The 20,633-nt window shown below is 58.3% G+C and carries 12 protein-coding genes; 9 read left to right on the top strand and 3 right to left on the bottom strand.

Annotated features, from left to right (window positions below; genetic code table 11):
* Positions 1-323: 323 nt before the first annotated feature.
* The 6 genes from FJ490_RS33670 (at position 324) to FJ490_RS27770 (ending at position 10,340) form a co-directional block, all read left to right on the top strand.
* Positions 324-2,144 (top strand): sugar transferase, encoded by a 1,821-nt coding sequence (locus FJ490_RS33670; protein ID WP_140498431.1) that lies wholly within the window; start codon positions 324-326, stop codon positions 2,142-2,144.
* A gap of 288 nt (positions 2,145-2,432) precedes the next feature.
* Positions 2,433-3,836 (top strand): lipopolysaccharide biosynthesis protein, encoded by a 1,404-nt coding sequence (locus FJ490_RS27795; RefSeq protein WP_224519136.1) that lies wholly within the window; start codon positions 2,433-2,435, stop codon positions 3,834-3,836.
* Positions 3,837-4,832, top strand: coding sequence for a sulfate adenylyltransferase subunit CysD (gene cysD / locus FJ490_RS27790; RefSeq protein WP_224619688.1), 996 nt, complete (start codon positions 3,837-3,839; stop codon positions 4,830-4,832).
* On the top strand, positions 4,832-6,763 hold the full coding sequence (cysN, locus tag FJ490_RS27785) for a sulfate adenylyltransferase subunit CysN (protein ID WP_140513523.1): 1,932 nt from the start codon (positions 4,832-4,834) through the stop codon (positions 6,761-6,763). The genes cysD and cysN overlap by 1 nt, the downstream gene beginning before the upstream one ends.
* A 6-nt stretch (positions 6,764-6,769) precedes the next feature.
* The gene (locus tag FJ490_RS27780) at positions 6,770-7,987 is read left to right on the top strand and encodes a glycosyltransferase family 4 protein (protein ID WP_140498434.1); all 1,218 of its coding nucleotides are present in this window, start codon (positions 6,770-6,772) and stop codon (positions 7,985-7,987) included.
* Positions 7,988-8,141: 154 nt separating this feature from the next.
* Positions 8,142-10,340: an acyltransferase family protein gene (locus tag FJ490_RS27770; RefSeq protein WP_140728643.1), complete on the top strand. Its 2,199-nt coding sequence runs from the start codon at positions 8,142-8,144 to the stop codon at positions 10,338-10,340.
* Between the two features lie 98 nt (positions 10,341-10,438).
* Here FJ490_RS27770 and FJ490_RS27765 read toward each other — a convergent pair whose 3' ends face one another.
* Entirely contained in the window at positions 10,439-11,317 is an 879-nt protein-coding gene (locus tag FJ490_RS27765; protein ID WP_140728642.1) for a sulfotransferase domain-containing protein, read from the bottom strand.
* A 436-nt stretch (positions 11,318-11,753) separates the two neighbouring features.
* On the opposite strand from FJ490_RS27765, the gene FJ490_RS27760 reads away from it, so the two are divergent.
* Both FJ490_RS27760 and FJ490_RS27755 read left to right on the top strand, forming a co-directional pair.
* Entirely contained in the window at positions 11,754-13,910 is a 2,157-nt protein-coding gene (locus FJ490_RS27760; RefSeq protein ID WP_140728641.1) for a nucleoside-diphosphate sugar epimerase/dehydratase, read from the top strand.
* Positions 13,911-13,930: 20 nt separating this feature from the next.
* Positions 13,931-15,385: a pectate lyase gene (locus FJ490_RS27755; RefSeq protein ID WP_140728640.1), complete on the top strand. Its 1,455-nt coding sequence runs from the start codon at positions 13,931-13,933 to the stop codon at positions 15,383-15,385.
* Between the two features lie 105 nt (positions 15,386-15,490).
* Here FJ490_RS27755 and FJ490_RS27750 read toward each other — a convergent pair whose 3' ends face one another.
* Complete coding sequence (locus FJ490_RS27750) at positions 15,491-16,831, bottom strand: O-antigen ligase family protein (protein ID WP_181165376.1); 1,341 nt, start codon at positions 16,829-16,831, stop codon at positions 15,491-15,493.
* A 279-nt stretch (positions 16,832-17,110) separates the two neighbouring features.
* On the opposite strand from FJ490_RS27750, the gene FJ490_RS27745 reads away from it, so the two are divergent.
* Positions 17,111-19,408 (top strand): polysaccharide biosynthesis tyrosine autokinase, encoded by a 2,298-nt coding sequence (locus FJ490_RS27745; protein ID WP_181165375.1) that lies wholly within the window; start codon positions 17,111-17,113, stop codon positions 19,406-19,408.
* 36 nt (positions 19,409-19,444) lie between these two features.
* On the opposite strand, the gene FJ490_RS27740 is transcribed toward FJ490_RS27745, so the two are convergent.
* Positions 19,445-20,575, bottom strand: coding sequence for a glycosyltransferase family 4 protein (locus FJ490_RS27740; RefSeq protein WP_140498441.1), 1,131 nt, complete (start codon positions 20,573-20,575; stop codon positions 19,445-19,447).
* Positions 20,576-20,633 lie beyond the last annotated feature (58 nt).

Genomic DNA, 20,633 nt, shown 5'->3' with positions numbered 1-20,633 from the left:
GAATGAAAAATATCCGATGCCGGACAAGAACACCTCGAGCGTTTTCAAATCTGGCGCACATATCCTGATGTTCATCCGGAGAATGATCTTTGATAGGCGCACTTTACAGCCAATGTAACTAAAAGCGGCGACCTGTCGCGCGTGGAAGGCAATGCCCGCACATCGTCCCTGATTGGGATCGGTCTCAAGACACAAGGCACATGTAGACTTCGAGATTGTGTCCCGTGGCGTGGCCTGGCTTTTGACCACTACGAAGCCTTGCGGTTGGCCAGAGGACGTATCAGCGAGCTGCGGCAGGCATGCCGATGAAAGGAGCATCGCTCATGAAACGCACGTTCGACCTGCTCGGTGCCGCCTGCCTTCTGCTGCTGATGTCGCCCTTCATCGCGGTGCTTTCAATAGCAGTCGCGCTGCTTCTTGGGCGGCCTGTTTTTTTCCGCCAGGAACGTCCCGGCCTGCACGGGAAACCATTCAAGATAATCAAGCTCAGAACGATGACCGATCGTCGGGATCGTCATGGCCGGCTGCTTCCCGATGCTGACAGGCTGACTGGCTTTGGCAGCTTTCTGCGCGCAAGCAGCCTTGATGAGCTGCCCGAATTGATCAATGTATTGCGGGGTGAGATGAGCCTCGTCGGGCCTCGTCCCCTCTTGATGGAGTATCTCCCCCGCTATAGCCCTGAGCAGGCGCGTCGTCACCAAGTCATTCCCGGCATCACAGGTTTGGCGCAGGTGAACGGCCGCAACGCACTTGATTGGGAGAACCGCTTCGTCCTGGACGTCTGGTATGTCGATCACCGGACCTTCGCACTTGACCTGAAAATTCTCTGCCTGACCTTTTACAAGATCTTCACCCGAGAGGGGATCAGCGCCGCGGGACACGCCACCATGCCCGAGTTCATGGGCTCGCAGGTTTTGCAGTCGGGCGGGCCGTTGAGGACGTCTGGATCGCGCCTGCCACGGTTGGCCGCAAGGGTTGCAGCCATCGGTATTCTGCTAGAACTTGGGACTGCCGCTTTCGTTTTTGTTGTCGATCCATATGGGATCAACCATCATCTGGAGATTCCTGATTTCAATGCCGAAAAGACACATCGCCTTTCGATCGGTACGACAGCCGAGCGCTCACTACGTCTATGGCTCACCGACTACGACACTTTGATCCTCGGCGGCTCGCGGGCGCGCGTCGGGCTTGATCCCGCCGGACCGAGCCTAGCTAGGCTGAAGGCCTACAATGCCGCGGTTCCGCATGCGAGCATGGTCGAACTCTATGACATTGGCATGTTCGCCCTGGCTCACGGCGCACCCCGCCGGATGATCGTCAATCTCGATTTCTCCATGTTTGAGGCGGACCGAACGGAAACCCAAGATTTTCCGGAGTCCGGCTTTGCCGGAGTTCCAATGCCTATCGTTTATGCGCGGTCCCTGTTCTCCCCCGAAAGCTTTATCGACGCTTTGCGGACGGTGCACGCCAACAGCATTGGATTTCGGGAGACCGACAAGGAAGACGGTTTTCACCAGATCATGTTGGCACATAATTACAGCTACAGACAGGTGTCCGACCAGAGGCTGAATCGATTGATGGCGGAGTTTTCGTCTCCCGGCAGCTTCGATTATGACATCACCAGAATCGGCCTGTTGCATGACCTGCTGGATCGTCTCACCGCCGCTGGAGTAGACGTCACGCTCTTCATTTCGCCGATACATGCTCGTCAGATGGAAGCACTCAGGGCCATGGGGCTACTCCCGGTTTACGACCGCTGGCGTGTGGATCTGACGTATACCGTAAGTCAGGTCAACGCATCCAAGACAGCCACGTCTGAAGTGAAACTGTGGGATTTTAGCGGCTATAACTCCGTTACAATGGAAGACATTCCGGATCCGGGCGATCGTCATCAGACGATGCGGTGGTACTGGAGCTCTGCGCGTTACACTCCGGCCTTGGGAGAGTTGATGCTGGATCGCATGCTCGGCCAAGCCTATTCGGGCCCGTCGGATTTCGGCATATCTCTTACCGGATCCAACCTTAGATCAATCCTCGACCAACAGCGAAAGAGGCGCACCATATATGTCGTGCTTCATCCCGAGGAGATTAATAGGATATGGAGCCGTTTGCTTTTATTTAAATTTACAAAGCCAAATATCTAGGCAATTTTCTCTTTATTAGTTCGGCATGTCTTATAGTTCTACTTTTTTGTTCCGCATATATTTAGCGATAAAACGGCCATGAAGCTGCTACCGCTAATGGGGTAGGCCATCGGTCGTAGCGGCGATCAGGTCCTAGCTTATTGGGGTTGCGACAGGACCAAACTTGGTCGTGGCGGCTTTCTGGTTTCTGCCGATGATGGATGCATCGGCAGAAACAATCCCGGAGAACGACCAAGGGACGCGTACTGCCGATCAAGAATGAGCGGGGCGACTTTGGCTACGGTTGCGATGATCGGAAGACTGGCTCGACGGGTGCTGCAAGCTGCCAGGCGCAAGAGTGCGGGCCGCACGCGCCTGGCCAATATCGCACACCTTCTGACCGGCAATTTTCTTGGCTCATTGCTGGCGCTTGTAGCCTTTACGCTTTCAGCACGAGCGCTTGGCGTGACGAACTATGGTGAGCTTGCATTGATCATCGCGTTCACAAGGGTCGTCGAGCGCGTTGTCAGCTTCCAGTCGTGGCAGCCAATTATCAAATACGCAGCCGGCATGAACGCATCCGAGGGCCACGAGAATTTGCGCGTCCTCATGAAGTTCGGCCTGCTTATCGATGTGGGCGCCGCTGTCAGCGCCTGGGTCGTCGCCATTGGCGCGGCCCTTCTCATTGCGCCGGTTTTCGGTTGGTCGACGCAAATTGTGCATCTTCTTGTTCTCTACTCCAGCGTTCTGCTATTTCAGATTTCCGGCGTCCCCGTGGCTGTCCAACGCATGGCCGGCAACTTTCGCCTCCTCGCCTATGGGCAGCTGCTCAACGCCGTTCTGCGCGTATTGCTGTGTCTGCTCGGCGTGCTGCTCAACGGCGATCTCGCTTACTTCACGGCGGTTTGGGCCGGAACGCAGATCCTCGGCTCCCTGGCGCTCCTGACGCTGACCATGCGCGCGCTACACAGGCAGGGTGTCCACAATGTCCTGGGCGCGCCTTTGGCCGGCATCACACGCCGCTTCCCTGGCATCTGGAATTTCGCGTGGTCGTCGAACATCTCACTCACTTTGCGCGCGAGCGCGCAAGAACTCGATACGCTGCTGGTGGGATGGCTAGCCGACCCGGCCTCGGCTGGCTTGTACCAGATCGCCAAGCGTATAGGCCGCGTCGGCCAGCAAGTAGGCCCGCAGGTGCAAAACGTTCTCTATCCCGATGTCGCCCGCCTTTGGGCAAAAGGCAGCATCGAGGAATTCAAGCGGGTGATCTTTCAGACCGAAGCCATGCTGCTCTGCTTTGGCGTCATTTGCGTCCTGGTCGTGGCGGTGCTCATCCGGCCGCTGCTCGCCTGGACCGCGGGACCGGAGTTCATAGGCGCAGCCAGCCTCGTCATCGTGCAGATGGTGGCGGTCACGTTCGTGCTTTCGGGCTCAGCCGCCCGCTCGGCGCTGCTTGCCATGGGCCGGCAACGTGAGGTGTTGCGCATTGTTGTCGTTGCCACAGCCGCCTTCCACGTGACGGCCCTCCTGCTCATCCCGCGGATCGGCGCGATGGGGGGCAATATTGCCCATATCGTCCTGGGCATTCTGTGGGCCTTCGGCCTGGCGCTTTCGTTGCGACAGGCGCTCAAGACCGCCCATCATCCCGACCGGCAAACCCCGCCGGCGGACGCTCTCAACCAAGCAAGTCTTGCCCCTTCAAAGGCGATCTAGATGTCTCTTGCACCTCAAGCTCTTGCGCCTCAAGCCCAGGCACCTCAAGCCCTGGTCACTTTGCCTGCAGCGCAGCGGCGCTCGCCTTCCTCTCCTTCGTGGCTCACACATCTGCAACGACTCGAGGCTGAATCAATCCATATCATTCGCGAGGTCGTCGCCGAACTGCGCAACCCGGTGATGTTGTATTCGGTGGGCAAGGACTCGGCCGTAATGCTCCATCTCGCGATGAAGGCCTTCTATCCGTCGCAACTGCCGTTCCCCCTTCTCCACATCGACACGACGTGGAAATTCAAAGAAATGATCCGTTTCCGCGACGAGACTGTCGCGCGGCTTGGCCTGAAGCTACTGGTGCGTCGCAACGAGGCCGGCCTGGCCGAAGGGATCACGCCATTTACACATGGCTCGTCGACCTACACGCAGATCATGAAGACGGAGGCGCTGAAATCGGCACTGACCTCGCTCGGCTTCGACGCCGCTTTCGGCGGCGCGCGGCGCGACGAGGAAAAGAGCCGCGCGAAAGAACGGGTGTTTTCGCTGCGCAGCGATAGCCATGGCTGGGATCCAAAGAACCAGCGCCCGGAACTATGGAACCTCTACAACGGCCGGCTGAAACCAGGGGAGTCCGTCCGGGTCTTTCCTCTCTCGAACTGGACCGAAACCGACATATGGCAGTACATCATGAGGGAGAACATCCCCATCGTCTCGCTGTATTTCGCGGCCAAACGCCCCGTGGTGGAGCGCGACGGACAGTTGATCATGGTGGACGACGATCGTCTGCCGCTCCGCCCAGGCGAATCCCCCGAAATGCGCTCGGTACGCTTCCGCACGCTTGGCTGCTATCCCCTCACCGCGGCCACTGAAAGCACTGCCGCGTCTGTTCCCGAAGTGCTCCAGGAAATGCTTGTCGTGAGGACCTCCGAGCGATCAGGTCGGCTGATCGACCATGACGAGGCAACCTCGATGGAAAAGAAAAAGCGCGAGGGGTACTTCTGATGCTGGGTTTTGCTCAAACCGCGGAACTCGAATCTTCTTCGATAGACGAGATCACTTCGCAATATCTTGCTGTCCACGAGAAGAAGAGCCTGCTGCGATTTTTGACATGCGGCAGCGTGGACGACGGCAAGTCGACGCTGATCGGCAGGCTGCTCTACGACACGAAGCTGCTGATGGAAGACCAGCTTGCCACACTTACCCGCGATTCCCAACGCCACGGCACAACCGGCGGCGATCTCGACTTCGCCCTTCTGGTCGATGGTCTGGCCAGCGAGCGCGAACAGGGCATTACGATCGACGTGGCCTATCGTTTCTTCGCCACGGAACGGCGCAAATTCATAGTCGCCGACACGCCCGGCCATGAGCAATACACCCGCAACATGGCTACTGGCGCATCCAATGCCGACCTGGCGATCATTCTTGTCGATGCGCGGCAGGGCATTCTGACCCAGACACGCCGACATTCCTTCATCGTTTCGCTGCTCGGAATCCGGCATGTCGTCCTTGCGGTCAACAAAATCGACCTGGTCGATTATTCGCAAACGGTATTCGACGAGATCGAGGCGACCTATCGAAGCTTCGCGGAACCGCTTGGCTTCGCGTCTCTGGATGCCATCCCGCTGTCGGCGCGTTATGGCGACAATGTTCTTTCGAAAGGCGAGAACCTGCCCTGGTATCGGGGCCCGACGCTCATCGAGCATCTGGAAACCGTCGAGGTGGAACGAGACCGCCGTAGCGCGCCTTTCCGGATGCCGGTGCAATGGGTCAATCGCCCGAACCTCGACTTTCGCGGGTTTGCCGGCACCATCGCCGCCGGCGTGATCCGGCCGGGAGACCGTGTGGTCGTGGCACGATCCGGCGTGACGAGCCTGGTCAAGCGCATCGTCACCCAGGACGGAGACCTGTCGGAGGCAGCGGCCGGCGAGGCTGTCACGCTGACGCTCGAAGACGAGATCGACGTTTCTCGCGGCGACGTCCTGGCGGGGGCGGCGGAGCGCCCGGAAGTGTCAGACCAGTTTGCGGCCCATCTGCTCTGGATGCACGAGGATCCATTGATCCCCGGCCGCCCGTATCTGATCAAGCTCGCCACCAGCGTGGTGGGTGCGAGCGTTACGCAGATAAAACACCGGGTTGACATCAATAATTTTGCAAAACTGGCAGCAAAAACCCTCGAGAAGAACGACGTCGGCTTCGTCAACTTGACGACACAGGCACCGCTCGCCTTCGACCCGTTCTCCAACGTGCACGAAACCGGCGCGTTCATCGTCATCGACCGGATCAACAACCACACGGTCGGTGCCGGAATGATCGACTTCAGTCTGCGCAGGGCGAACAACGTCCATTGGCAAGCACTGGATGTCGACATGAATGCGCGGGCGATCGCCAAAGGTCAAAAGCCCGTGGTGCTGTGGTTCACAGGCCTGTCGGGCTCCGGAAAGTCGACGATCGCGAATCTCGTGGAGAAGCGCCTCCATGCGATCGGCAGGCACACCTACCTTCTGGACGGCGACAATGTTCGCCATGGCTTGAATCGAGATCTCGGCTTTACCGACGCGGATCGCGTGGAGAACATTCGTCGCGTCGCCGAGGCCGCCAAGCTGATGGTCGACGCGGGGCTGATAGCGCTCACTTCATTCATTTCGCCATTCCAGGCGGAGCGGCGGATGGCGCGCGACCTCTTCGGCCCAGGGCAGTTTATCGAGATCTTCATCGACACACCACTGGAGGTCGCTGAAAGCCGCGACCCGAAGGGCCTTTATCGACGCGCCCGAAATGGGTTGATCCAGAATTTCACGGGCATCGGCAGTCCCTATGAGCGCCCGGAAGCGCCACAGATCACGGTTACGCCGGATCTGAGCGCCGAGGAGGCCGCGGAAGTGATCGTCAGCTACCTCGAACGAGGCAGCTACCTCGGAACCGCGACCGGGTAACAGGCGATGGTTGGAGGAGCTAGCCAAGGGCCGATACGGGTTTGCTTTCCATTTATCGGTGATGATGTCGGTGGAAGCCACATCTCGGCGCTCAAGCTCATCCAGAACCTCGATACATCGAAGGTCGTTCCGATTCTGGTGCTTCAGGAAACGGCCGGGCCTCTGGCGGCCTTTCTGCAAATGGAGGGCCAGCCCTTCACGGGTTTTCCGCTGCCGACGACTTCGCCTGGAAAGGGAATAATCCCCGGCGATGTCATGACCTATCTGACCAGTACGCTTCCGCGCATGCGGCGTTTCATCAAGGAGCAGAAGTTCGATATCGTTCACACCAATGACGGCAGGACGCATGTGAATTGGGGCATTGCGGCGAGGCTGGCAGGTGCTCGGCTGGTTTGGCATCATCGCGGCGACCCCGACGCCAAGGGCGCTAACGTGCTTGCGCCGCTCATCGCGCATCGCATGGTGACGGTGTCGCGATTTTCGCGACCGCGGCATCCGATCAGATCCCTCAAGGGACGGCTCAGCGTCATCCATAGTCCCTTCGACCATCCGTCGACTGTGCCTGACAGGATCGCGGCCAAGGCCGCACTTCTGGACGAGCTAGGCCTTGCACCAGGAACACGCGTCCTGAGCTTCATCGGCGGGCTGATCGAACGAAAGCGGCCGCTCCTCTTCATCGATATCCTTGATCGTTTCGTGCGGGAGCATCCGCAAATCCCGGTCGTCGGCTGCGTGTTCGGGAATTCACCCGCGGGCTCGCAAGATCTTGAAGCGGCCGCCCGCGTGCGCTGCGCCGAGCGCGGGCTCGGCCAAACGGTGCGCTTCATGGGTTTTCGCAACCCGATCGAACCTTTCCTCGCGGCAACGGATGTTCTGGTGGTTCCCGCCATGGGAGAGCCCTTCGGCCGAACCCTTATCGAGGCGATGTTTCTTGGGACGCCGGTGGTTGCAACCGATCATGGCGGCAATCCGGAAGCTATCGAGAACGGGCGGACCGGATTTCTGGTCACACCGGAAGACGCCGGGGCCTTCATGGAGCCGCTATCGCGGTTGCTGTCCAATCCGCCGCTCTGGGCCCGGATCAGCGATGCAGCCCGCGACCACGCCTTCTTCTCCTACAGCACGCACCGCCATGTCGAAAATGTCATGAAGATCTATGACAGGGCGCTTTGCTCCCGCAAAGCCGGCTTGGCGACCGACCTAACCAGCGAAATCGGCGGTTAAAGGATTTTCGCAATGCGGGTGAGCACATCGATTTCCTTGTCATCGGAGCCGCAAAAAGCACAACGACCTGGCTGCAGCAGCAGCTTCAGGCCGATCCGAGCGTCAGCACGCCGGCATCCTGATAGACGCATCCAAGGGAAGGGCCTCCTTTGACATGAGTGAGTTTCACGAAAAGTCAGCTGCGCCATTGACATATGGTTCCCCCGGCATTGATCGAGGTCTGCCGTACGAAGCCCATCATCCTGCTCGCAATGCGAACCAAGACACGGGAGCTGCCCAGAGTGGGATCGTGGCCACGACCCCGGCCGGTCAAGTTGGATATCGCCGCGAAATTGACGGCCTGAGGGCGATCGCAGTCGTTCTGGTGATCCTCTACCATTCAGGGCTTCGCGTCGCGGGCCTTGACCCCTTTGCGGGCGGTTTTATTGGGGTTGATGTCTTTTTTGTTATTAGCGGCTATCTGATTGGCTCGATTGTACAGCGGGAAGTCATGGATGGGACTTTCTCGTTCGCCAATTTTTACGAGCGTCGCGCGAGACGGATCCTACCTGCGCTGTATACCGTCTTAGCAGTAACGATCCCCTTCGCTTGGCTATATATGCTGCCGAGTGCCTTTAGAGACTATTCGGCGAGCCTTTTGGCAACCGTGTTTTCAGCCTCCAATCTATATTTCTGGCATGTTGCGAGCTATGACGCAGCCGACAATCTTTTTCGTCCATTAATTCACACCTGGAGCTTGGGAGTCGAAGAACAGTTCTACGTGATCTTCCCTTGCTTTCTTCTACTGGTGTGGAAATTTTCTCGGAAATTTTTAACAGCCATCCTGTGCATTGGGCTCGTCGTTTCGTTCATTCTTGCGGAGTGGATGACGCGGCATTTCCCGGACGCATCTTTTTTTCTACTGCCAACCCGAATCTGGGAACTAGGGTTGGGGGTGTTTCTGGCAAGACGTGAATTGACTGGCGGCCGGCTTGTGTCGATGCGCTCTTCGCGAGTCGCGCCTGCGGTCGGTTTGGCGCTCCTGATCTGCTCGGTGCCGCTGATGCGGCCGCAGTGGCACCACCCGGGACTTGTGACGCTGATCCCGGTTGCAGGAACGGCATTGCTTATCTGGTATACAGGGCACGGCGATCCCATTACACGAGCGCTTTCCTCCCAACCGTTTGTATTTGTCGGCCTGATATCATATTCCCTTTATCTTTGGCATCAGCCGATATTTGCTTTCGGCAGAATGAGCGCAACCGATTCTGTCGGTGGTGTGATGGTACTTTGTTGGATTTTTATGTCAGTTATACTTGCCATTGCGACTTACCGCTTCGTCGAGATTCCGACCCGTAGCAGAAAGCGAACCAGCAGGCACGTTATATGGCTGATTGCCTCACTAGGGGCCGTACTACTCAGCGGGGGCGGATACTACTGGTATGTCCAAAATGGCCTGCCAAGTCGTTTTGCAGACGGCCTGGCCCCGATTGCCGCTGCATCCGATATTCGCGAGGCTCAGATCTTTCAGAACGGGAAGAGCTGTCTCAACTTTGCGCCTGAACAGGGCCCTTGTACCTTTCATGGCTCGAATCCCGAGGGCTATGCTCTTGTTAGTTTGGGTGACTCTCACGCTCGCACTCTGCTTGGTCCGATGCGAGACAGCCTCGATGACTACCGAGATATCGCCTCGTTCACACCGCTCAATCGAGGCGGCTGCGTATTTCTTCTCGGTCTGCAAAGGGTCGACGTGGACCAACCGGGTTGTCCAGGCGACTACAATGACAAGAGGCTCGACTACATAGGCAGGCTGAAGCGACCGATAGCCGTGCTCTTGTGGCGTCTCCCCATTCTCGTGGAGCAGAGCCGTTACAACAATGGCGAGGGGGGAATCGAGCCGGGCGACGATCACCCGCATTTGGCCAAGCTGGGTGAAACCGGGCCCGCCGATCCGGCTGCAGTCGCCACGGCCATTTCCCGCACCATAAACACACTTCTGGAGCGCGGGGTGAAAGTTGTCTTAGTCTATCCTGTCCCGGAGATGGGTTGGAACGTCCCGCAGGTGCTTCTCATGCGGGCCAGACGCCAGAACGATCCTGCAGCTTATATGCAGGCGGACCCGATTTCGGTGTCCTACGGGGATTTCCGCCGGCGAACGCAACGGACATACGCATTATACGATAATGTCGGATCCGATCCAAATCTCGTGCGTGTGTATCCGGAGAAGGCCTTCTGCGATCAACAGCGCTGTTTCGCCAATCGAGGCTCTCAGATTTTTTATCGGGACGATAACCATCTCAGCGAGACCGGGGCGTCCAAGCTCAACGTTTTGATCATGGACGCCATCAAAGCACGGTGGGGAAATGACCGATGACAGGCGAAGGAAGAGCCGTGGATTTTTTCGACCGGGATGTCTTATGCGACGTCCCAGCACGGAAGCGACAAGGCTTCCCCTTGCAGTAGAGCTCGACGCTATGCCTTGCGGTGGTATATTTCGAAATACGGGTCCAAAGAGCTGGAAATTCTCTCATCCATGTAAGCGATCTCGTCTCTGTTGAAATAGTCGACATAACCGCCAATTTTACCCCGGCGCACCTTAAAACTGTCGGGGTTCGACTGGTCCGTCGGGCGCATTCTTTCGTGACCGAAAGCGTCTGCCATTTCGATCTTTCGCAAATTCTCGAAAGAGCCAAAGGTTGTCGCCTCATCGAGGATCATCTCCGGCATGCCCTGAATGCCCAGAAAATCTAGCGCCGTGCGAAGCGCCGATTTTGGAGCTTGGCGCATATGTTCGTAGGACAGCATTTGAAATGCCTTCACCTTATCGCGGTTGTGCGCCCAAGCGTTGTAGAACGCTATGATGGAATCAATGCTGCCGACATCCTGGGCAAGAAACTCACTGATCGTTCCGTCAAACACCTTCATTCGGTGCGTTGCGTCGAAATAATATGAAACAAGCACGTCTCTCGGATCCCGAACCAGAAATAGGATCTTTTTTCCTGAATATTTTGACTTATCGACCTGGATTTCGCTGGGACGCTTAAGGTTTGGGCTGTCGTCGTGAGAAAAGCCGATGCAGGGAATATTCGATGAGATCTTCCAGAAATGCTGGATTTCCATCGGATTCTGCAGGTTAAGGCCGTAGTGTTTGTCGATGACGCGGCCAACCATGGTGCGCAGCCACGTTCTACCGCATTTCGGGTATGAAAGCACAAAGGAGTCTCGCGACCAAAAGATCATCTGGCGGCGCAACGCTCCCAGGGGACCCGAGTAGCGTATTTTCTTTGGAACGACGGCTTCGCCAAGGAAAAAGGTAGCGTCGCGAAGATTGTTCTTCAACTGTCCGAGCATAGAAAGCTTCCTCTGCTAGCGTGAGTTTGGCGCATTGGCGGCGTCAACAATGAAGTGCCCGAAGAACGGGACCGCCGGACCGAAACTCAAGCGACCATTTTAATCTCCGCCATTGTAAGCCATTGCGTCGGTGCAGCGAGACCTAGCTAGCTGGCTGGCCCGGACTGATGGGAGTACCTCTTTGGATTAACGCGGCAAAGTCCGCTTGCAGTTCCGATAGCCCCACATGCACAAAAGCATGTGTTGCTTAGAAAGCGGGTAAAGCGCCCCATAGCAGCGATAAGATCGTAGCCTCGAATCCGAACGATTGCAGGCCAACCTGTTCTTGATTGAGCAAGGGACTGGCAGGCACGGATTTGTGCCTGCGAGTTCAAACAGCCGCATCTCTTGACGCGCTCTCTTGGGGCGCAGCGGGTAAGCTTTGTCGAGGTCTAGAATGAGCCAGTCAGATCAGCCGTTTGAGGCAATCAGTCCACTGGGAGGCCAATCCCTTTTGCTGGCCACTGCGATCGCTCTCGGCCGTCTCGTCAGCAAACCGCGGACGATTGTTCATGTGCTGTCTTACTTGCGCCGGCGGGTGACCGGGCGCGCCAAGGCCGTTGGCAAGAACCTTCATCTCTACATCATCGATCTGGCCCTGGCGCTGGCGGCACTGTCGTTTGCTTCATTCATGCGATTGGGCCTTGATGGAGAATTCACCGGTCCGGAAAGCCACGCTTCGTTGCTCTTCGCACTCCCTTGCTTCCTGCTTACATGCGCCGTGGTCTTCCCGGTGACTTGCCTCTACACCCGCAACTGGCGATATGCTTCTGTCGGCGACATGCTCGGTATCGTTCGCGCGGCATTCGTCACATCGCTGGCCTTCGTGTTCCTGATGTTTGTGGCTACACGGCTCGATTCGATCCCGCGCTCGGTGATAGTGATCCAGTTTCTGTTGCTCGTGCCGCTGCTTATTTCAGTTCGCATCCGCTCCAAGCTCGTTGAGCTAAGCCGCTTTGGTCCGACTGCGAACAGAGCGAGAAACGGACGCGACGTGGTCCCTGTGCTGCTGATCGGTGCAGGCGATGCGGCCGATCTTTATATTCGCGCGCTGCAGCGGGATCCGAATGCACGCCATTGGCCGGTCGGCGTGCTCGATAATGGCGCAACGACAGAGGGCTATTTCCTGCGTGGCGTGCCGGTTCTGGGCAGCATCGAAGACTTCGACATGGTCATCGGCGATCTGGAAGGTCGCGGCATCAGGCCCCGCCACGTGATTTTCACCGAAAGGGTGCCTGGCCTCGTCGACCCGATGCTTGAAGCGCTGATCGACCGGGCCGACCGTCTGGGCATCGCTGTCTCTCGCCCCGCCCCGGTCCTGGAACTGCGCAATCCTAAATATCAGAGTCGCTTCGACTTGCGCCCCATCGAACTTACCGACCTTCTGGAGAGGCCGCAGGCGGTTCTTGATAAAGATGCGTTGTCCCGAATGATCGAAAACAGGCGCATCGTCGTCACCGGCGCCGGAGGCTCGATCGGCGGAGAGCTCACGCAGCAGATTGCCGCGCTCGGCCCCACCGAAGTGGTCCTGATCGATAACAGCGAGTACAATCTGTACGCCATCGATCTGGAATTGGCGGAGAAATTCCCGAATGTGCGCCGGAAGCCATATATCTGCGACGTACGCGACCCTGTTCGCCTGGGCGAGATTTTCCGACGCCATTGCGTTGACCTGGTCTTCCACGCGGCGGCGCTCAAACATGTGCCGATGGTCGAGTTGAATCCCTGTGAGGGCATTCTTACCAACGTCATCGGTACTATGAACGTGGCAGAAGCGACCCGCCTTTGCGGCGCCAAGGCAATGGTCCAGATATCCACCGACAAGGTTGTGAACACGACCAGTGTCATGGGCGCTACCAAGCGCCTAGCGGAACTCTACTGCCAGTCCCTGGACCTCGCCTTTACCGCCGGCGATACCCCCGTCCGCTTCATGACCGTTCGTTTCGGCAATGTTCTGGGTTCGAGCGGGTCGCTGATCCCGCTATTCAAGCGCCAACTCGCCCACGGCGGTCCACTGACCGTGACCGACATGGAGATGAAGCGCTTCTTCATGACAATACGCGAGGCGGTTGAACTGACCTTGCAGGCATCGGCCCATGGTCTGGAGAAAAAACTCGGACAGGGCGAAATCTTCGTTCTCGACATGGGTGCGCCAATCAAGATCATCGACATGGCGCGCCGCATGATCAAGCTCGCGGGATTTCGGCCGGATGAGGACATCAAGATCAAGATTGTCGGCTGCCGGCCGGGAGAAAAGCTGTTCGAGGAACTCTTCGACGAAAGCGAAAGACGTGTCGACGTTCCGATTTCCGGAGTCTTGGGCGCCGTGCCCAACGCGATGCCGCTTGACACGCTTCGCAAGGGATTTTCGCAATTGCGTCGCTTGGCGAGGGCCGGCGACACTGAGGGAGTGTTAAATCTTGTTGCGGATATGCTTCCCAGTTACCGCAGAGACGAAGCCAAGCCTGCGGCGGCGGTGACGGCGCCATTCGTGCCTCATGTGATCCTCGGTTCAGCCAAGGCAACCACGCGTCCACACGAGGCGGCCGCTTGAGGCCCAGCGGGAGCGCTGCCGTGCTAAGGCATATTGCCTCGGCTCTGTTTGTCGCGCTGTCGTGCGGCACCGCACTGGCCGGGGCGCCTCAACCTCAGCCGACAGTGGCCGAGGCACGGGAGGCGGTCGAGGCTGCCGGGGCCTATTTCCGCGATCATCTCGGTGTGGCGGGAACTTATGTATGGAAATATTCCCTCGACGGCCAAAAGAGGGTGGGCGAAGGCGGTACCGTGCCCGCGAGCGTTGGCTGGGTGCAGCCGCCTGGTACGCCGGCTGTCGGCGCTGCGTTCCTGCGCATTTTCGAGGTTACCGGCGACAAGCAATGGCTTCAGTCTGCCCAGGTCGTGGCAACCGCTCTGGTCAAGACTCAGCTGGAGTCCGGCGGATGGTTTTACAAGATCGAGACCGACCCGCAAAAGGCGGCGACATGGTGCTACCGCGCACTGAAGGTAGGCGGGAATACCTGTCGCGATATCAAGGACAATCCGCAACGCAACGAGACTGTCCTCGATGACAACAACACACAGAGCGTGCTGAATTTTCTGATGTGGTTCGACCTGGCGAGCGGCGGTTCGGATCCGGACGTCCGTTCCTGCATCGACAGGGCGCTTCATCGATTGATGCGGGTGCAATACCCGAATGGGGCCTTCCCGGTCTTCTTCAAGGGAGCCGCGCCTGGGGCGGATGTAAAGGCTGCGGCCAAGGCGAGTATTCCGGCCAGTTGGTCTCACGAGTGGCAGAAGCCTGATCGTCCGCCCTATTTCATCATCAACGACAATCTTCCCCGCGATATGGGTCGTCTCTTTCTCAACGCCTACCGCACATATCACGATCCCGCATATCTCAAGGCGGCGGAGAAGGTCGGTGATTTTCTCCTTGCAGCCCAGTTACCCGCGCCACAACAGGGCTGGGCTCAGGGTTACGATCGTTCCATGCAGCCGGTTTGGGGGCGCAGGTTTGAGCCGCCAGCGGTCGTCTCGCGCGAAACCGCCGGTAATATTGATTACCTGATCGAGTTGAACGAGCAAAACAGGGATGCGCGGTTGCTGCACGCGGCGACGACTGCAGCCACCTGGCTACAGGCGGCGCGCCTGTCCGACGGCAGTTGGGCACGTTTCTACGAACTCAACACCAACCGGCCGCTTTACATCGATGAGGGCGGCCAAGTGACGTTCGACGACATGGACCTCCTGAAACACTACGGCATGAAAACCGGTGCAGAGATCGAGCCGGTGTTCGCTCGGCTCGAGAGTGCAACGCGGGGGCAGAGAGTTTCACGTCAACGACTGTGGATCAGTGCCGCGGATGAGTTGAGTGCTGGCGAACTGAATTCAAAGGTGCGTCAGCTCGTCGACAGTCAGGATACCCAGGGACGCTGGGTTGAGGGCCGGTTTATCGAGGGAGAAGACTTCGTCGAGGGCGTGTTCGCCCTCGCTCGTTTCATCTCCGCGCAAGCATCAGAGCCGGCGAAATAGCTTCTATATATCGCTCGCTCTTGCCATGGGGAGACCCTGACCAGATCTTCCGGGTGCGCCGATTTTAGCCTTTGTAGGAGCTGGAAAGCTCGGCTGGTGGGCCCCTTAGATCGGCCTGCGTAGGAAAGGCCGCGAACGACCGTACTTGGAGCGAGTACCGCGAAGAAAGCGCGTGACCGTTCTTGAAGCTGGGCCGTCGCGCAAAATCGCAACACTGGGCGCCATTCCAAGCAGCAGAGGCACGAGAAAGAAACGACTGTAAAGATGTGGTAGCGCATTTGCCAGCGCCGCGAAGAGGAGAACTGTCGTCGCCGTGCAAATGGCGGATACCTTGCCTTCACGACTCCGAGCGGCAAGGATGGCGATGGTGATGCCTGCCACGAGCAGGAGCAGAAAACCGATGAATCCGGGCAGCCCTGCCTCGACCCATATGAGGAGGTAGGTGTTGTGGACCGGGGCGTGCAATTCGCTGACCTGCCGATACTGGTCGGCACCGATACCAAGCAGTGAATTATTGTCCGCTTTGCCAATGGCCTCATGGATGAGCCGCATACGGTCTGCAAACGTGCCAGCCTCATCGAGGTCACCATTCTGCAGCGCATTCAGCACGCGGTGTTGGAAGACCTCGGGCAAGAAGTCGCGGCCCCAGGTAACGGCAATGAAGAATGCGGCGAGCGAGGTCACCGCTAAAGAAATGATGCGGCGCCACGAGCCCGTCGCGACTACGAAGATGGTGACCGCAAAGACAAGGCCGATCAGGCCGGTATTGGATCCTGTCAAAATAATGCCATAACCAAAAAGCGGCAGTCCGACCCAAAGCCAGCGAGGCCTTATGCAACCTGACGCCACCAGCCACAACATTAGCGGGACAGAGAGCGCTATCAGCGTTGCGCACTCATTCTCGCGTTCCACCCAACCCTGGAAACGACCATTGCCGCTGACAAAGACGGTGCCGCGTTGCTTGAGGATGTCGATTATCACTATCCCCTGCAGACACATCACGGCGATCGAGCAAAGAAATGATTTCATCAAGAGAACGATTTCCGCCCAGGGCCTCGACACGATCATGAAGGCCAGGAGAAAGTAAGCGTACAGATATTGCGCCGAGATGATGAAGCCTCGCTGCGGATCTCCGTGGATCAGACTGCTTAGCAGCAGCATCCCGCATAGTAGGGCGATGCCGATATTCCATAGAAACGTCCCCGCGCCCAAGGGAGAGATCGAAAAGGATTTCCCGAGTATGGCTGCGAATACGGCCGCGAGAGCGAAGCCGTCGCTGATGGTAAAATAGAATGCATCAAACCGAAGAATATTGAAGGGCGTGAGAAAGACGGACGCCACGGCGAACCAGAGCCCGAGTCTCCCGGCTACCTCTGGCAACGATGTGACGGCCGGTTTGGGGCCGGGCCTTGTCCAATAATGGCGAGGAGCCCTGGCGTAGTTCATCCTCACTCCTGAATCTGCTTGAGAGTCCTTTTCGCCAGCCCTCATTGGGCCTGCAGTTCAGCCTATCTGCCAAGATAGGGCCCGGGCCGGTTACGCTATCCTTTTGGATGATGTCGCCTTTGCGGCTAAGCCTCTTGAGCGCGATTGCGGCCGCGCAACCATGTTAAAACTGTCGTCGCGGTAAGTCGCGAATTCGATGTTGGGTAGCCTCCAGGTCCGATGTGGCAGGGCCGGCTTGGACCAGTCGAAGACAAACAAAAAGGGGCGGGATCTGTGAGCTTGATAGACGACAACAGCGTGTGGAGCCGTCTGGAACCATTTCTTCAAGAGCCGATCGAGCCGTCGAAGGAACGCACTTTCGGCCCGCGCGAGCTCTACACGCTTTTCCGAAGGCGCCTCCCCTTGATCCTTGCGGTCGTGACTACCGGCACCGCTCTCGCGCTCATCACGGCCATGGAACTTCCCAAGACGTACACCGCTCGCTCGATGATCGTTGTCGAATCCGACGATCCCAATCCTCTCGACACCGCACAAGCGCAGCCTAATCAACAGCCCGACAAGTCGCGAATGGACACCGAGGCGGATCTGATCACCTCTCGTGTCTTTGCCAGCCTGGTCGTCGACAGACTGGACCTCATCAAGGACCCGGATTTCAACACCTATCTTAAACCAGCCGCGAGCCGAGCTTCCCCTTCGGATTCGGGCCCTGGACTGCTGTCACAGGCCGTCGGCTTGATCGTCTCGATACCGCGAGCGCTATGGAGCCTTGTCGCCGGCGCCGACCCGCAGGATCCCGCGTCGCTGCCATCGAAGGGGGTTCAGCAAGATCGGGCGATTTCATCGTATCTGTCGAGCGTTTCGGTTGACCGGTCCGGAGAGAGCTCGGCGATGACGATCTCCTTTTTCAATGACGACGCGTCGAGGGCGGCCCTGATAGCCAATGCGACGGCCAAACTGTTCGTGGAATGGTCCCGGGACAACAAGCGGCAGGACATCAAGGACGCCGTTAGCTTTCTGAGGCAGCAATCGACGGAGCTTGCGTCACGGATAGCCGCCATAGAAGGCCAGATCGCCCAATATGCGCGAGAACACGGCGTATCCAGCGATCCACGCGATGATCTGCTGCGCGCCTCGATCCAGCAAAGCAACGAGCAGCTCAGCACCGCCAGAGGTGAATACACGCAAGCGCAGGCGCGCCTCGCCCAGGTCAGGCTGGCGGCCAAGACCGGCGACGCGGGCGCCAACGTCGATCCCCTGCTCTCATCGGACTTCCTGACATCCCTGCGCAACGACGAAGCGACGGCGATGAGGGATCGCGCGCAACTGGCCAGCAACTACGGGCGCAATCATCCCCTGGTCCAGGAGGCGGATGCAAAAGTAGCGGCCGTCCGCGCGATGATCTCTCAGGAGATGCTGCGTACGATCGCAATCTTGGAAAACGACGTCCGCGTCAACGAAGGCAGGGTCAACCAACTCGCCAAGACTTTGGAGGAGTCCAACGAGCAACTACGGCAAAGGAGCCTGGCGGAAGCGAAGCTTCGGGAACTGAACAACCAATTGTCGACCGAGCAGAAGCTCTACGACCTCGTATCAGGCAGGCTTGGCAGCCTCGATCCGTTTTCCGAGGCGGTCGAGCCCGGCGTGCGGACGGTTTCCGCTGCCGAGATTCCGACGAGCCCTTCCTTTCCCAAACTTCGTCTGATGACGGCAGGCGGTTTCGCCGCGTCGCTGATCCTAGCCCTGATCCTTGTGCTGACGCTTGAAAGCATGGATGTGAGAATACGCGAGTCACAACGGGTATCGAAGCTTATCCGTGCGCCACTGCTGGCGTCGATTCCGCAACTGCCCAAGAAATTCCTGCAACGCGCCACGCCTCCTCTTGAAACCTTGTTGTCGCAACCACGGTCGGCCTTCTCCGATGCCTTCCGGTCGCTGTACATGGCCTGCACCCGGATGAACGGTGGCCGGAGCAAACAGGTGATCCTGGTCAGCTCAGGACTACCACAGGAAGGCAAGACAACGACGGCCATGGGCCTCGCCGTGGCAGCTGGAATGGACGGCGCCCTGACAGCGCTGATTGATCTGGATTTGCGAACCCGCAGCATCCATAGCGCCATGCAGTTTGGGCCCGCCGACAAGACACTCAACGACTACCTACATGGTGGTTGCACCCTGGCAGAGATCGTTCAGACGCTTCCTGAAGTTCCGCGACTGGATGTGCTGGCGCCATCTGCCGACGACCAGACCTTGCCTGAATTCCTCAATTCCAGCCAATTCGCGAAATTGCTGGAGGCGTTCCGGCTCGAATACGACGTGGTGATCATCGACGCGCCGCCTGTGCTCGTCGTCGAAGACGCAATCAGGATTGCCGCCTCGGTGGATACCGTCGTGGTCGTGGCCGCGTGCGACAACACCACGCAAGAGGCTCTCTCCCAGGTTGTCGAGCGCCTGCGGTTCGCCGGCGGTCCATCGATCGGCTGGGTGTTCAACCGCGTCGACCCCTTCCGACAGGCCCGTGGTGCCCTGCGGAAAGCCTATTTGAAACGGCAGCAGATTCGTCGTTATTTTCCCGCTTGACCGCCATCGGCCGCGCGGCCGATCAGGCGCGGCCGACTATATCCCCATCGCCTCGAGCAGGGTTTGGTTCACCTTGTGAACATCGAACCGGTCTTCCGCGAGCTTTCTTGAGTTGGCGCCCATTTTTGCAGCGAGTTCCTCATCCTCGAGAAAAGCCCGCTGCGCCGAGGCGAGAGCTTCCACGTCTCGCGGCTCGACCCGGAAACCGTTCTCGCCCTCGATCACCGTTTCTTGACAGCCAGGGGCGTTGGTCGTGATTATCGGCCGACCGGTCGACAAGGCTTCCAGCGCGCTGCGGGGAATGCCCTCCCTGTAATAGGACGGCAACACGAACACGGTGGACGCGGTCAAATAGGGACCGACGTCGTGTGTTTCGCCGAGATATTCAACGGCGCCTTCCTTGGTCCACTGGTCCATTTCGGCTTTCGAGATGGAGAGGGGACTGGGATCGAAGGGCCCGAGAATCTGAAAGCGTGCAGCGCGATACTTGGTCTTCAGGATACGCGCGGCGGCAGCAAACTCGGCAATTCCCTTTTCGCGAAGCAAGCGAGCGATCAGAAGGAAGACGGGAGGCCCTGAAGGTGGGGGGCTTGCGGCAAACAGTGTCAGGTCCACTCCTGAACCTGGGATCATGATCACTGGCGTCGTCGCAGAAACCATCCCATGGCGCCGGATGTCGGAAGCGTCGGCGTCATTGTAAGCGAAAACTGCTTCGCAGCCGACCAGAGCCGAGCGGTAGAGACCAATACTCAACCGGCGCAAGATGGTTGCGCGCAGTCCCGTCATGCTGCCGCTGAATATGAAGCCGAAGCCTGTAAAGAGCGCAAACCGGCGCGGTACACGGGCAAGGCGGGCAGCCAATCCACCATAGATGATCGGCTTCATCGTATACGCCAGGACGATTTCGGGCGCCAAGCCACGAATGAGCTTGTAAAGCGCCTTGAGCGTTCGCAAATCGGCCAGCGGACTGGTACCCGTCCTGGCCATCGGAATCTGTCGGAAGGTCACGCCAATTGCCTTGAGACCGGCGATCGCCCGCTCATCTTCATCGGGGGCGAGCGCAATGACATCATGCCCCGCAGCGACCATGGCCTTCAACAATTCGAGACGAAAGTTGACAAGCGAACGCGTCAGGCTCGCAATGACGACGATGCGCTTGCGGCGCATCGCATAGTCCACAGGGGCGCGAGGAGAATCTCGACCATTCATGTGCACAGCAACCACC

The sequence above is a fragment of the Mesorhizobium sp. B2-5-11 genome, from assembly GCF_006440835.1.
Classification (GTDB): Bacteria; Pseudomonadota; Alphaproteobacteria; order Rhizobiales; family Rhizobiaceae; genus Mesorhizobium.
This window is presented reverse-complemented; position numbering and strand designations above follow the sequence as displayed.